Genomic DNA, 15,040 nt, shown 5'->3' on the forward strand with positions numbered 1-15,040 from the left:
TCTTTTTTTAAAAACAGCTAAAAAAAAGAAGGAGGAATGAAGGATGTCGCTGGCTGCTGACAAGGGACATGATACGGAACACATAAAAGAGACGAAAAACAAAACGAGAAAATCTGTATTTGTTCCGTCCTTTCTAATTGTCGGAGGGGGAGCCATTTTAGGAATCGTAAACAATGAACTATTGACTGAAATTTCTATGAATGGGTTTACCGGATCACTCAAGGGGCTCGGATGGCTTTATCAAATCATTTCACTTGTTGCTTTAATTATTGTGAGTATCGTTACGTTTTCTAAAATAGGGAACGTTCGCCTTGGCGGGGAAGAGGCCAAGCCGAAATTTCCGTTTCGAGCCTGGTTTGCGATGGCGCTGACGGGAGGGATCGCCACAGGAGTCATTACTTATGGAGTGAATGAACCAATAATATATTTTGGTGACATTTATGGAGAAATGGCCAATACGGGTGTTGAACCAGGAACCCCGACGGCCGCTTTTTTCGCGATGGGCCGCTCTTTATATAATTGGACATTTATTCCTTACGCGATGTATTCACTCAGTGGTTTAGTCGTCGCGTATATGTATTTTAACAGAAAGCAGGAATTGTCTGTTTCTGGAACGTTAACGCCTCTATTCGGTGATAAAGTCACCAGGGGAATTTGGCCGGGAATCATTGACACGCTCGCGGTCCTGGCGATAGCACTTGGTCTGGCTTCTTCACTTGGAGCAGGACTGGCATTAGTTGGTTCCGGCATTGCGACAACATACGGTATTGAACAAGGGCCGGCTGTCTGGTTTATGCTGGCGGTTATTACGACTGGGTTATTTACCGTATCTGCATTAAAAGGGTTAAACAAAGGTATTCGCCGGATGTCCAGTTTGAACGCGACCATCTTTTATATCCTTCTCGCTGTGCTCATCGTCATTGGTCCAACCTTATACATCTTAAACTCGACGACAGCCGGGTTTTCCTACTGGCTTGAGAATTTCTGGGGATGGGGACTTGATCCCGGCGTGAGGGGAGGAGAGGCTCTTGTCATGTGGTGGACATTGTATGACTGGGCGATCTGGATTGCGTATGCCCCGTTAATGGGGATCTTTCTCGCTATTATTTCCTACGGGCGGACGATTCGTCAGTTTATGTTCATCAATTGGATACTGCCGGCGGTCTTCAGCATCCTCTGGTTTGGAGTCTTTGGCGGCACAGCCTTACATTGGCAGGAGAGCGGTACCTTAGATCTGGTGTCAACAATCGAAGAAAGCGGAGCTGTTGCAGGCTTATGGACCTTCTTAGCCAATCTGCCCCTGGCGGCCGTCATTATTCCCGTGGTCATGATTGTTCTCATTCTTTCTTTTGCCACGGCAGCTGACTCGATGGTGCGGGCGATATCAACGGTATGTACCGTTAACATTCGCTATGATGAAGAACCGGCAAAATGGAAAATGCTTCTCTGGGCGATCTCTATTGCAACGGTTGCTTTCTTAATGGTTACCTTTGCCGGAGGGGCGCAGGGCGTGGATGGTGTGAAATATTTAGCAGCTTTAGGGGGATCAGCCGTACTTTTTGTTTTTGTTCTTCAGGTTTGTTCCGCCATAAAAATGTTCTTTATCGATAAAATTGAAAAATAGAATGGAGGGAAGCTGCATGCCAGGTCAACAACTAAAAGGTGTGACTCTTGGGTCTGCGATAACCTTAGAAGAGTTTGTCTCTGTGGCCCGTGATGGTACGTATGTACAGTTTTCTGATACTTACCGTCAACGCGTGGAACATTCCCGTTCTCTCCTAAACAAACGGATGGAAGAAGGAAGAATCATGTATGGAGTTAATACAGGGTTTGGAGCGCTGTCCACGCAGGTCATATCTACCGGCCAAACGAAGCAGTTACAAAAAAATATTCTTTTATCGCATGCCGCATCCGTTGGAGAGCCGCTCGATCAGGAATGCGTAAGAGCCATTATGCTGATGGTCCTGCAAAATTTAGGGCAGGGGTATTCTGGAGTTCAACTACGTACTCTTGAAATGTACCGGGAGCTGTTAAATCGCGGGGTTACCCCTTTTGTTCCCCGTGAAGGCTCGGTAGGTTACTTAAATGTAGAAGCCCATATCGCCTTAGTCCTGCTCGGTGAAGGAAAAGCTTACGTGAAAGGAGAGTTAATGCGATCAAAGGAAGCGCTCGAAAAAGCAGAATTAGAGCCGGTCGAGCTGGGTGCTAAAGAGGGGCTGGCCTTAATCAACGGCACTACAAGTCCAACTGCCATGGGTGCTCTCGCGTTATACGATATGGTAAAGGCAGCCAGGTCGGCTGACATCATTGCGGCGATGACTTTAGAAGTGCTAAAAGGAACGACCCGTTCCTTAGACGACCGTCTAATGAGGGTCCGCCCGCATGAACAGCAAAGAAACACAGCCGCTAATATAAGACGGATACTGGAGGATTCCATGATTGCCAAGCAATCGGTCGATCATCGTCTGCAGGATGCCTTATCCATAAGGGCGGTACCTCAATTGCACGGAGCTGCTAAAAAAACTCTTAACGATGCATTGTATACTCTCGAAATAGAAATGAATGCATGCTGTGATAATCCGATTTTATGGCCGGACGACGATGGAGGCGGGGCGATATCGGGAAGTAACTGCGACTCCTCCTATATCGGGATTGAAATGGACTCCGCATGTATCGGGGTGACGTCCATTGCCAGTATGTCTGAAAGAAGAAATAATCGCATGATCAACTCTAACCTCTCAGAGTACCCGCCTTTTCTTGTCCAGGGTTCCGGCCTGAATTCGGGGTTGATGATCCCGCAGTATTCACAGGCCGGACTGTTAAATGATATGAAAATATTATCCTATCCGGCCACAGTTGACAGCATACCAACTTGTGCGGATCAGGAGGACTATGTGGCAATGGGGTACAATTCAGCCAAAAAGGCGCGGGACGTAGTGAAAAAGCTTGAATATATTCTAGCTGTTGAACTTTTGTCAACGTATAATGCCCATCAATTGATGGAAAACGATCTTACTCCAGGTTCGGCGTCACAAGCTGTACTTGAACGTATCGCCCAATCCGTCTCGCCAATGACAGAGGATAAGTATTTATACCCTGACATAGAAATATTGAAAGACTTCATTCATTCCGGAGAAATCCTTGCCGTTGTAGAAGAAAAAATTGGTGCGCTTCACTAGATTACAAAATTAGAAAAAAGCTAAAGGGAGGCCATGATCATGGTACAAATAAATGAGGGAAAAGTGGTTCGTTATCGTGGATCGGAATTAAATACAAAAGGCTGGCTGCAGGAAGCGGCTCTGCGCATGTTAATGAATAATTTAGACCCGGAAGTTGCAGAAAAGCCGGAAGAACTCGTCGTGTACGGCGGGATCGGAAAAGCCGCGCGAAACTGGGAATGCTTCGATGCCATTGTTCATTCTTTAAAGGAGCTTGAAGATGATGAGACTCTACTTGTTCAGTCAGGGAAACCCGTCGCTGTATTTAAATCACACAAAGATGCGCCGAGAGTTCTTATCGCCAATTCAAATATTGTCCCTGCGTATGCCGACTGGGATACCTTTCATGAATTAGATAAAAAAGGTCTCATGATGTATGGGCAGATGACCGCTGGGAGCTGGATCTATATCGGGTCGCAGGGCATTGTTCAGGGAACGTATGAAACCTTTGCTGAACTTGCCAAACAGCATTTTAACAATACTCTTAAACATACGATAACGGTAACAGCCGGCCTTGGCGGAATGGGCGGGGCTCAGCCACTTGCGGTTACGATGAACGGCGGCGTGTGCATTGCCATCGAAGTGGATGAAGCGCGGGTCGACCGCCGAATTGAAACTCGTTATACCGATGTTAAAACCGATTCATTAGAGGAAGCTATCCGTATTGCTCAAGAAGCCAAAAGTGAAGGAAAGCCTTTATCCATTGGACTTGTTGGCAATGCGTCAGAAGTTCTTCCGGATATGATCGCTAAAGGATTTATTCCAGATGTATTAACGGATCAGACTTCTGCTCATGACCCTTTAAATGGGTATGTTCCTTCAGGTTTAACACTGGATGAGGCCGATCAATTAAGAAAGAATGATGCCAAACAATACGTCACGCTGTCAAAGGCATCTATGGCAGAGCATGTGAAGGCCATGCTTAACATGATGGAAAAGGGAGCGGTGACCTTTGATTACGGAAACAACATCCGCCAGGTGGCCAAAGATGAAGGTGTAGAAAATGCCTTTGACTTTGCTGGATTCGTTCCCGCCTACATCCGGCCGCAATTTTGTGAAGGGAAAGGTCCTTTCCGCTGGGCTGCGTTGTCAGGTGATCCGGAAGACATTTATAAAACCGATGAAGTCATCCTTAGGGAGTTCAGTGACAATGAACACTTGTGCAATTGGATCCGGATGGCTCGTGAAAAAATCAGCTTTCAAGGACTGCCTTCCCGTATTTGCTGGTTAGGCTACGGAGAGCGCGCCAGGTTTGGGAAAATCATTAATGAAATGGTAGCGAACGGAGAATTGAAAGCGCCGATTGTCATCGGCCGTGATCATCTGGATTCAGGCTCTGTGGCTTCTCCAAACCGAGAAACGGAAGGCATGAAGGACGGCAGTGATGCTGTCGCAGACTGGCCGATCTTAAATGCGTTAATTAACAGTGTAGGAGGAGCAAGCTGGGTCAGCGTCCACCATGGAGGCGGCGTAGGAATGGGTTATTCTCTTCATGCAGGCATGGTCATTGTGGCGGATGGCACGAAGGAAGCTGAAGCACGACTTGATCGTGTATTGACTTCAGATCCCGGCATGGGCATCGCGCGCCATGTGGATGCGGGTTATGATTTGGCAGAAAAAACGGCCCGTGAGCAAGGTGTCCAAATTCCGATGCTCAAACAACAGGGAGGTGAGAAATAATGACTCAATCCATTTATATAAGCAAAGCCGCTCAATTAATTACGCTTGCCGGTCATTCGCAGAAACCGGCTGCCAAAGAAGCGATGTCGGATTTACAAATCATTGAAAACGGCAGTGTTTTGATTGAGGACGGAAAAGTAACCGCCGTCGGTCCGGATGCAGAGCTTCGAAAAAAATTCAGTGACCGCATCGGCTCGATGAAAGTAATCGATGCAGCTGGTAAAGTGGTGAGCCCCGGTCTGATTGATCCTCACACTCACCTCGTTCATGCCGGTACAAGAGAAAATGAATACGCCATGCGCTTAAAAGGCAAATCCTATATGGATATTATGGAAGCCGGGGGCGGCATCCATGCCACGACCCGCGCGACACAAGCGGCAAGCCACGAACAGCTTTTCGAAGAATCGAAAAAACGCTTGAACAAATTTTTCCTGCATGGTGTCACAACGGTGGAAGCTAAGAGCGGCTATGGTTTGACTCTTGAGCACGAGCTCAAACAGTTGGAGGTGGCGAAGCAGCTTCATGAAAGCCACGACATCGATATTGTGTCCACTTTTATGGGGGCCCATGCCGTGCCAATGGATGAGAAAAAGAATCCGGAGGCATTTGTGGATCGAGTTATTGAAGAGATGATTCCTGAAGTCGCCAGCCAGGGACTGGCCAAGTTTAATGACGTCTTTTGTGAACGCGGAGTCTTCACCCCGGAGCAATCTCGCCGAATTCTTGAAGCCGGTAAAAAACACGGACTCATTCCAAAAATCCATGCCGATGAAATTGAACCGTATGCAGGAGCTGAATTAGCTGCAGAGGTTGGGGCGATTTCGGCCGACCACCTGCTGCGTGCATCGGATGAGGGGCTTAAAGCAATGGCTGAGAAGGGCGTTATGGGTGTACTGCTTCCCGGGACTGCATTTTTCCTCATGGCGGAATTTGCACGGGGCCGGGAAATGATTGATGCGGGCGTCCCCGTGTCTCTCTCCACAGACGCTAACCCTGGTTCTTCACCGACGATTTCGTTACCATTCATCATGAACTTAGGATGCCTGATGATGGGGATGACACCTGAAGAGGTACTGACAGCGGCGACGATCAATGCTGCTCACGCGATTGGTATAGCTGATGAAGCGGGCAGTCTGGAGGAAGGGAAAAATGGCGATGTCACCATTTTTGATGTACCGAACTACATGGTGCTGTCCTATCAATATGGAATGAATCATGTGGACACGGTCATCAAATCTGGAAAACCGGTCGTTGTGGGAGGGCAGCTGCAATGAGCAGCTATCCATACCCTCAATTAGACCGCCCAAAATTCATCTGGAACACACGTACCGAAGCGAAATCAGATGTGAAGGTCCATGAATGGATTGAGACGCTGGGAGACGGAAAGCCGAATTGGTCCGACTATGACGTGACACTGCTTGGCGTCCCACTTTCCAAGTCGTCCATAAGCTCCTCCTCTGCCAGTGAAAATCCAGATGCGTTACGCCAAGCGTGGAAGGGGTTTGGTACGTATAATCTGGACGAAGATATTGATCTGGCCCAGCTGAGAATCGTTGACCTTGGAGATGTGAAGCAGCATGTCACAAACATCGCTTATACCCATGAGCAGATTACCGTAGCCATGACCGCGATGCGCACCCATCACCCTCACGCCCTTCCACTCGTTATCGGTGGAGATCACTCGATAACGGCCCAGCTGGTCAAAGGGTGGAAGCAGTCGCATAAGGACGAAACGATCGGCATCCTTCAACTGGATACCCACTTTGATTTGAGGGATACGGCCACCCTCGGACCGGCAAACGGCACACCGATCCGCCAGCTGCTGGATGAAGAAGTCGTAAAAGGAAAGCATGTGCATAACATCGGGCTGCATGGGTTTTTCAATGCACGTGAACTGAAGTATTTTGCCGATGAAAAAGGTATCCATTATACGACGATGAAACAAGCGCGGAGAAAAGGAATCGAAGCGACAATCCAGCAAGCCTTAGAAACATTAAATGGGGAGGTGGACACCATTTATTTAACAGTCGATATGGATGTGCTGGACATCACAAATGGGCCGGGAGCTCCTGCTGCAACCCCGGGCGGCATGTACACCGCAGAATTATTCGATGCCGTCCAATTGGCAGGAAAGCATCCAAAAGTGAAGGCGATGGACATTGTCTGCCTCGATCCCCGAAAGGATATAGGCGAAATGCATGTGAAAGCAGCTGTCCATACGATGCTTTCGTTTTTAACAGGTTATTGTCAGCGAGGATAAATAGAGTAAACCTCAGGTCCTCAACCGGGACTTGAGGTCACTTTTTAAGCTGAATTTTCCGATTAGTGTAAAATGGGAGGTTTTATTATGGAAGAAAGAAACGCAACTGTTTCACAAGAACAGCATGCGAAGCACAGAGGAAATATAGGCAAATTCATTGTGATGAGCTTAATCGGTATTTTTACATTCTTTATCCCCATCACAATTGACGGCACCTCGTCCATTCCACTAGATCATATAGTTACATTGATCCAAACAACGTTCCCTGAACTTATCCCTTATTATGCCTTGCTTGTCATTATTCTTGGTGCCATCTATCCATTTATGAACAAATCATGGAACAAAGATGGAGTAAACGTGACGCTCTCCATTTTTAAAATTTTCGGTGCAGTGGCAGCGGCTATGCTTGTTGTGGATACAGGTCCGACGTGGCTGTTTGATCCAGATATGGGACCCTTCCTGTTTGAAAACCTCGTTATCCCCGTTGGGCTGTTAGTGCCAATCGGCGCCATATTCTTAGCTTTGCTGGTCGGATATGGGCTGTTGGAGTTTATTGGAGTTCTCCTGCAGCCGGTCATGCGGCCGATTTGGAAAACACCGGGGCGTTCGGCGGTCGACGCCGTAGCCTCTTTCGTCGGAAGCTATTCGATAGGCTTGTTGATTACGAACCGGGTGTTCAAAGAAGGAAAATACACCATCAAGGAAGCGACGATTATCGCCACAGGTTTCTCGACGGTATCAGCGACCTTCATGATTGTCGTCGCAAAAACTCTCGGTCTGATGGAAATCTGGAACACCTACTTCTGGGTCACCCTCTTTGTGACATTTCTTGTAACCGCTGTCACCGTGCGGATCTGGCCATTAAATAAAATCAGCGACGATTATTACACAGACGAAGGACACCCGGAAGAAGTGGTCAAAGAAAACCGTATCAAAGCAGCATGGCATCAAGCTATGGAAGCATCCAGGCAGGCCCCTTCTCTTGGCAGGAACATTTGGGTCAATTTAAAGGATGGATTCATTATGACGATGGCCATCCTGCCCTCCATCATGTCTGTAGGGTTACTCGGATTGGTATTGGCCGAATACACTCCTGTATTTGATATTGCAGGGTATATTTTTTACCCATTCACCTGGGCCTTGCAAATCCCCGAGCCCCTGCTGGCCGCCAAAGCTTCAGCTATTGAGATTGCCGAAATGTTCCTGCCGGCTCTGTTAGTTGCGGATGCTCCGCTTATTACCAGGTTTGTGATCGGAAGTTTATCTGTGTCCGCTGTATTGTTCTTCTCAGCTTTGATTCCATGTATCCTGTCCACGGATATTCCCATCAGCATTCCAAAGTTAATTGTGATCTGGATCGAGCGTACCATCTTAACGCTGATTTTCGTTACTCCCATTGCCTATCTGTTACTCTAGGACTTCTTAAACAAGTACAATCACAAAAAGCTCCCTAATCCGGAGCTTTTTTAATCTGTAAAAGTGAAACCATACCACACCGAGTTTGAAAAAGCGTTCTGCCTGGTAGTCCTTGATTCTTTACTCGAAAAGTAGAATAGCTTATCTTTATGTAAGGGGTTACAAAAAACTTCATTTTAAGAAAGTGATTCATCACTGGACACCTTTAAGGTACCGATTAAGGAGGTTCTTATGACCACTTCAAGCTTAGAGGAAAAAATGCGGTTTCATTTGAACTACTGGGATGAAAGGAGAGCCGACATTTCTTTCCATTCTCATCCTGAGTATGAAATTTATTTTTTTCATAAAGGAAGCTGCAGGTATTTTATTGGGGACCAAATGTACACCCTTTCTCCGGGGGATGTCATTATTATGCACGGGCTGACCCTGCATCGTCCCAGATTGTTTGAAGGGGAAGAGTATGTTCGTTCAACTATCCACTTTGAGTCTGAATATTTTAAGGAGATCCTCAATGGAATGAGAATGGATTTTCTATTGCAGCCTTTTTCTTCTCTGCAATCCTACCGTCTCCATTTGCAGGGGCGAGATCGAGTTGAGTTTGAGTCGTTACTAAAAAAGATGAATGAGCATAATGAAAAACATGATGATATTTCGATCTGCCGTTTTCAGCTTGCCTTCATAGAATTGCTTACTCTATTATATTCCTTTTTAAAAGGAGCGCTGGATAACCATAAGAAAAACGAGGCACCTTCTGGTCAAGCTGATTATGTTCAACGAGTGATTTCATTTATTGAGAACCATTATATGGAGGATCTAAGCTTGAAAAGGTTAGAACATGAGCTTCATTTAAGTAGGTTTTATTTATCGAAAATGTTCAAAAATGTAACGGGCTTTACCGTATTTAGTTACTTGTACCAGCGGAGAATAAATCAAGCGAAGATTGATTTTCTAGTCTCACCTGAATGTAGTGTGACAGAAGTAGGATACAATGTTGGCTTTAAACATCCGGCTCATTTCAGCAGAGTATTTAAAAAGTTGACAGGCCTCACGCCTGAGCAATACAAAAAGAATAGTCAGTAAAAAAGTGTATTCTATCCTGCGGGGAATACACTTTCTTTATTGTCCAGGTTCTGAGCCTTCCTACAGTCGTTTTGCTTAAGCGTTCCGTTTCTGCTGGTGCGCCTCCGTTCTTGTTAGATTATGGCTTCAGCACAAGAAGGATGTCCATTTGTACAATAAGAGTTAAATGAATCGGTGGATTGGTCAATAGGGGGAAAGCCGGCGTCCCTGTTTCTGTTTATCGTTATACATAAGCTAGAATTCATTCAACGGGAGAGATGTGTAGAGATGAAGTTTTCAGTATTTACTGTCATGACTCCAGATTTAAAACCAAAGGAATTATTAACTTCATTGAAAGATTTAGGTTACGACGGTGTGGAATGGCGTTATCATCCTATCCCTGACGAGGTAAAAAACAAAAATCCCAGCTATTGGGGGAATAATTTAGCTACCATTACTCCCGGCAGCACCAGCGAGCAGCTGGAAGAATTGAAGGCGTGGACGACTGAGAACGGTCTGGAAACGTTCAGTGTAACTCCCTACTTAAAGTGTGGTGATATAGAAGGGACGGAAAGAGTGCTGCAAAATGCGCAGAAGCTGGGAGCTGATGTCATTCGTCTTGGGGTCCCTCCATATGACCGTACCTCCAATTATCATGATCTATACAATCAAGCATTACGTTATTTAAGTGAATGTGAACCATTATGCAGGCAATATGGAGTAAAAGGGCTGGTTGAAACACACCATGAGACCATTGCTCCAAGCGCAAGTTTAGCTTATCGCCTGGTAAGTTCGTTCAACTCTGATCATATCGGAGTATTATATGACCCGGGAAATATGGTGATAGAGGGGCATGAAAACTACCGGATGGGAATGGAATTACTTGGTCCGTATTTAGCACATGTGCATGCTAAAAATGCAGTTTGGCAGCCTGAACGGAATGGAAGCGGTGGTGAAACGGTAAGCTGGGAAACCCGGTGGTCGCCCGTTCCTGAAGGTATAGTGAACTGGAAGGAAGTACTAAAGGATCTAAAAGCAGTGGGTTATGATGGATATATTGGAATGGAAGACTTCTGTGGTAATTATGAAACCAGGGAGGCTTTGAAATTCAACCTGGAGTACTTTAGACGAATGGTTTATCAACTGTAAGAATAAACGTGGAGTTACATTATGCAGCAAAAGGGAGTGGAGCTAAGTGAGTAATGTGCGAATCGGGATTATTGGGATGGGGAATATGGGAACCAGTCATGCGGACTACCTGATCAATCATGAAGTGGAAGGTGCTGAACTGACTGCAGTTCTGGAAATACGTAAAGAGAGACTTCAAGAAATCCAGGAAAACATAGGAGATGAAGTGAAGGTATTCGCTGATGAAGATGCCTTTTTTAACTCTTGTTCAGTAGACGCTGTTCTAATTGCAACGCCTCATTACGACCATGCTTCATTAGCCGTTAAAGCCTTTCAACACGGGATCCATGTATTATGCGAAAAGCCTGTTGGCGTTTATACAAAACAAGTCCGTGAAATGAATGAAGCTGCCAAATCCAGCCGTCTCACATTTTCGGTGATGTACAACCAGCGGACGAACCCGCTTTATCAAAAAATACGCGAACTCATTCAAACAAATGAACTGGGAGAAATACGCCGGTTCAATTGGCTGATCACGAGCTGGTACCGCTCACAAAGCTATTATGATTCAGGAGGGTGGAGAGCGACCTGGGCTGGTGAAGGTGGAGGTGTATTGATTAATCAATGTCCCCATCAGCTTGATTTATGGCAGTGGATGACTGGCATGATGCCGTCTCGTATGAGAGCCTTTTGTTATTTTGGAAAATACCGTGATATTGAAGTGGAGGACGATGTAACGGCTTTTGCAGAATATGAAAACGGGGCGACTGGTGTCTTCATTACTTCAACAGGAGAAGCACCGGGGACGAATCGATTAGAAATCTCAGGTGACCGTGGAAAAGTAGTGGTGGAAGATAATCAGCTGACGTTCTGGAGATTACGAGTTCCTGAACCTGAATTTAATCAAGCATACGAAGGGGGATTTGGCAGCCCCGAGGCCTGGAAGTGTGACATTCCAGTTGAAGGTGTAGAAACAGGCCATAAAGGGATTACCCAAAACTTTATTGATTCCATTAGAAAAGGGACGCCGCTGCTTTCACCTGGTGAAGAAGGCATCAATGGACTGGCCCTTTCTAATGCGATGCAGTTATCAACGTGGGAAGACGACTGGGTGACGTTCCCGCTGAACGAAGACCTATATTATAAACACTTACAAGATAAAATAAAAAGCTCGACGATTGTAAAAGAAGATAAAGGTATTGTCTTTAATGTGGATGGTTCCTATTAAATCAATCATGGGAGGTGCACGAAATTGGACGGAATGAACTATGCTCCAAAAGGAAAGCCGAATAGAGTCGTATCGGAAGGGGACTTCATTTTTGCTGCGATTGCATTGGATCATGGTCATATTTATGGCATGTGTAATGGATTGACGGAAGCGGGCGCCGTACTTAAATACGTATACGATCCAGATCCTGAAAAAATTAAACAGTTTGTCGAGGCTTTTCCTCTTGTAAGAGTGGCTTCCTCTGAACAGGAAATCATGGATGACCCGGAAGTGAACTTGATTGCAGGAGCTGCTGTTCCTTCGAAGCGGTGTGAGCTAGGGTTAAGAGCTATGGATCATGGAAAAGATTATTTCACGGATAAAACGCCCTTTACAACTTTAGAGCAGCTGGAGCAGGCGAGAAGGAAGACAGAAGCAACAGGCAGGAAATATATGGTCTATTATAGTGAACGTCTGCATGTGGAAAGTGCCGTTTTCGCAGGACAGTTAATCGAACAAGGCGCTATTGGAAGAGTGATTCAAATCACAGGTTTTGGACCCCATCGTTTAAATGCACCAGGAAGGCCTGATTGGTTTTTTGAAAAAGAAAATTACGGGGGCATCCTTTGTGATATAGGCAGTCATCAAATTGAGCAGTTCTTATACTATGCTTCTTGTAAAGATGCCAGAGTAATGCACAGTAAAGTGGCTAATTATCACTGTAAAGAAGATTACCCTGAACTTGAAGATTACGGGGATGCCACATTAATCGGGGACAATGGGGCGACGCAGTATTTCAGAGTGGATTGGTTTACTCCAGATGGTCTGCAAACATGGGGAGACGGACGAATATTTATCGTCGGCACCGAAGGGTATATCGAAATTCGAAAGTATATCGATATAGCTAGAGAATCTAGTTCGGATCACTTGTATCTTGTGAATGATAAAGGGGAAAAGCATTTTTCACTAAAGGGGCATGTAGGTTATCCGTTTTTCGGAGAATTGATTCTTGATTGCATCCATCGAACAGAAAATGCGATGACACAGGAGCATGCATTCAAGGCGGCAGAACTTTGTTTGAAGGCTCAGGAAATGGCAATAAGAGTAGAATAATGAAGTGCCTGTCCTTCACCTTGGGACGGGCGCTTTTTAAATAATCCTGAATGGTTTATGGAGCAGCCTTAGGCGGTTTGACCAGGGAAAGATTCCCTGTTGTTGATTTACACTGGAGAAATAATTAGTACTCAACTTTTTGCCGGATAGGTATCACATGAAGGTTTGAAACTGCCGTCTGGTTTTGAGTGAATTTAAAAAGTTTTAGATAATTGGTTGCATCTTTTCCTTGCTTTGTATATAATGAGAATCGTTATCAGTTAGTCATTAATGAAAATTCCTCGGTCCGGGGTTATTTTTTTTATTATTTTTAAATGAAAATGATTATCATTACCATATAGGGGTGAGGAAATGCTTAAGGTCGAAGAGAGTAAGCTAGTCGAAACGATAAAGAGCCGCCGGTCGATCAAGAAATTCAAGCGTGATCCCATCGATAAAGAGGCCATCATCGATTTATTAAATGATGCAGTCTGGGCTCCAAATCATGGCGTAAGAGAACCGTGGCGTTTCTTGCTGTTTATGGGAGAAGGGAAGGAAACCATTGTTGAAGCCCTGCAGAATGAGGGTCAGCGTGGCAAATTATCGACGAAGAATCCTGACAATCTGATTGAGAGATATCGTCACATCCCTGCTCACTTAGTTGTGGTGATGGAGGAGAGTGATAAGAAAAAAGTGTGGGAGGAGGATTTCGCTGCTACAAGCGCTTTAATTCAGAACCTTCAGCTGCTTGGATGGGAGCAGGGGCTCGGGATGATATGGAAGACCAATCAGTACATAAATTCGAGCTCGTTTTGTGAAGATATAGGGGTTAAAGAAAGCGAAAAAATCGTCGGCATTATTCACATGGGGTATCCGGAAGAGATTCCTAAAGCCCAGGACCGGACCAAAGCGGAAGAAAAAATCACAGTAATTAACAAAAAGGAGAGGTTATAAATTGAGAAACAAATGGGGAGTTGGAAGTCTGCTCGTTCTATCGTTAGTATTATCAGCTTGTGGGAGTCAGTCAGATGACACGTCAGGGGATTCAGAAGATCAATCGGGTGATTCCGAAACTCGTGAAGTGGAGCATGCCATGGGGACAGCAGAAATTGAAGGGGAGCCAGAGCGTGTCGTCTCGCTCTTCCAGGGAGCCAATGATGCAGCTGTGGCTTTAGATGTGGAGCCTGTCGGCATTGTGGAGTCCTGGGTAGAGCAGCCCGTCTATAAATACCTGCGTGATGACCTTGAGGGTGTGGACCAGGTAGGGGAAGAAACACAGCCCAATTTAGAAGAGGTAGCTAAGCAGGAACCTGATGTTATCTTTGCCAATAAAGACCGTCATGAAGACATTTATGATGAGCTTTCAGAAATAGCTCCGACGGTGATGGTGGATGAGATCTATGGCTGGAAGGATACTGTAGATCTGATGGGACAGTCTCTGGATAAAGAGGAAGAGTCAGATGAGCTGCTGAATGAATGGGATGATCGAGTAGAAGATTTTAAATCGCAGATGGAAGAGGAAGGACATTTTCCAGTGGAAGCAGCGATCACCAACTTCCGAGCTGACCATGCGAGAATCTTTTACACTGGCTTTGGCGGCGGCATTTTAAATGAATTAGGCTTTGACCGCCCTGATAACCATCAAGAGGATACATGGGGCGTGAAGCTAACCTCTAAAGAAAGTATTCCTGAAATGAATGCGGACGTCATCTTTAACTTTAACTCAGGTACTGAGAAAGACGAAATTCAGCAGACGTACGAAGAATGGACAGGTCACCCGCTCTGGCAGGAACTTGACGCGGTGCAGGATGACAATGTGCACAATGTAGATGAAGTGACATGGAACAGTGCAGGAGGCTATTTAGCAGCGAATCATATGCTTGATGACTTGTATGAGATTTACGATTTGGAAGAAGAAAATAACGACTAGAAGAAGAGAGGGTTCTCTCTTCTTCTGTCTGTCAAAGGATAAGGACTCAT

At 45.6% G+C, this 15,040-nt stretch carries 12 protein-coding genes; all 12 read left to right on the forward strand.

Annotated elements, in window-relative coordinates; translation table 11 throughout:
* Positions 1-43 precede the first annotated feature (43 nt).
* The 12 genes from LF822_RS12630 to LF822_RS12685 all read left to right on the forward strand — a co-directional run bounded on the left by LF822_RS12630 (position 44) and on the right by LF822_RS12685 (position 14,990).
* The gene (locus tag LF822_RS12630) at positions 44-1,624 is read left to right on the forward strand and encodes a BCCT family transporter (RefSeq protein ID WP_253924428.1); all 1,581 of its coding nucleotides are present in this window, start codon (positions 44-46) and stop codon (positions 1,622-1,624) included.
* A gap of 16 nt (positions 1,625-1,640) precedes the next feature.
* Complete coding sequence (locus tag LF822_RS12635; protein ID WP_253924429.1) at positions 1,641-3,179, forward strand: HAL/PAL/TAL family ammonia-lyase; 1,539 nt, start codon at positions 1,641-1,643, stop codon at positions 3,177-3,179.
* A 39-nt stretch (positions 3,180-3,218) separates the two neighbouring features.
* The gene (gene hutU, locus LF822_RS12640) at positions 3,219-4,898 is read left to right on the forward strand and encodes a urocanate hydratase (RefSeq protein ID WP_253924430.1); all 1,680 of its coding nucleotides are present in this window, start codon (positions 3,219-3,221) and stop codon (positions 4,896-4,898) included.
* The gene (hutI, locus tag LF822_RS12645; protein WP_253924431.1) at positions 4,898-6,172 is read left to right on the forward strand and encodes an imidazolonepropionase; all 1,275 of its coding nucleotides are present in this window, start codon (positions 4,898-4,900) and stop codon (positions 6,170-6,172) included. Before hutU ends, hutI begins: the two co-directional genes overlap by 1 nt.
* A complete protein-coding gene (locus LF822_RS12650; protein WP_253924432.1) occupies positions 6,169-7,158 on the forward strand; it encodes an agmatinase family protein in 990 nt (329 codons plus the stop codon). The genes hutI and LF822_RS12650 overlap by 4 nt, the downstream gene beginning before the upstream one ends.
* An 87-nt stretch (positions 7,159-7,245) precedes the next feature.
* Complete coding sequence (locus LF822_RS12655) at positions 7,246-8,574, forward strand: YjiH family protein (protein WP_253924433.1); 1,329 nt, start codon at positions 7,246-7,248, stop codon at positions 8,572-8,574.
* 231 nt (positions 8,575-8,805) lie between these two features.
* Positions 8,806-9,654, forward strand: coding sequence for a helix-turn-helix transcriptional regulator (locus tag LF822_RS12660; protein ID WP_253924434.1), 849 nt, complete (start codon positions 8,806-8,808; stop codon positions 9,652-9,654).
* Between the two features lie 267 nt (positions 9,655-9,921).
* Positions 9,922-10,782, forward strand: a complete 861-nt coding sequence (locus LF822_RS12665; RefSeq protein ID WP_253924435.1) for a sugar phosphate isomerase/epimerase family protein — start codon at positions 9,922-9,924, stop codon at positions 10,780-10,782.
* A gap of 46 nt (positions 10,783-10,828) precedes the next feature.
* Positions 10,829-11,989: a Gfo/Idh/MocA family protein gene (locus LF822_RS12670; protein ID WP_253924436.1), complete on the forward strand. Its 1,161-nt coding sequence runs from the start codon at positions 10,829-10,831 to the stop codon at positions 11,987-11,989.
* Between the two features lie 33 nt (positions 11,990-12,022).
* The gene (locus LF822_RS12675; RefSeq protein WP_253924937.1) at positions 12,023-13,081 is read left to right on the forward strand and encodes a Gfo/Idh/MocA family protein; all 1,059 of its coding nucleotides are present in this window, start codon (positions 12,023-12,025) and stop codon (positions 13,079-13,081) included.
* A 351-nt stretch (positions 13,082-13,432) separates the two neighbouring features.
* Complete coding sequence (locus LF822_RS12680) at positions 13,433-14,014, forward strand: nitroreductase family protein (protein WP_253924437.1); 582 nt, start codon at positions 13,433-13,435, stop codon at positions 14,012-14,014.
* Position 14,015: 1 nt separating this feature from the next.
* A complete protein-coding gene (locus LF822_RS12685; RefSeq protein ID WP_253924438.1) occupies positions 14,016-14,990 on the forward strand; it encodes an ABC transporter substrate-binding protein in 975 nt (324 codons plus the stop codon).
* Positions 14,991-15,040 lie beyond the last annotated feature (50 nt).

Source organism: Halobacillus sp. A5, assembly GCF_024189315.1.
Taxonomy (GTDB): Bacteria; Bacillota; Bacilli; order Bacillales; family Halobacillaceae; genus Halobacillus_A.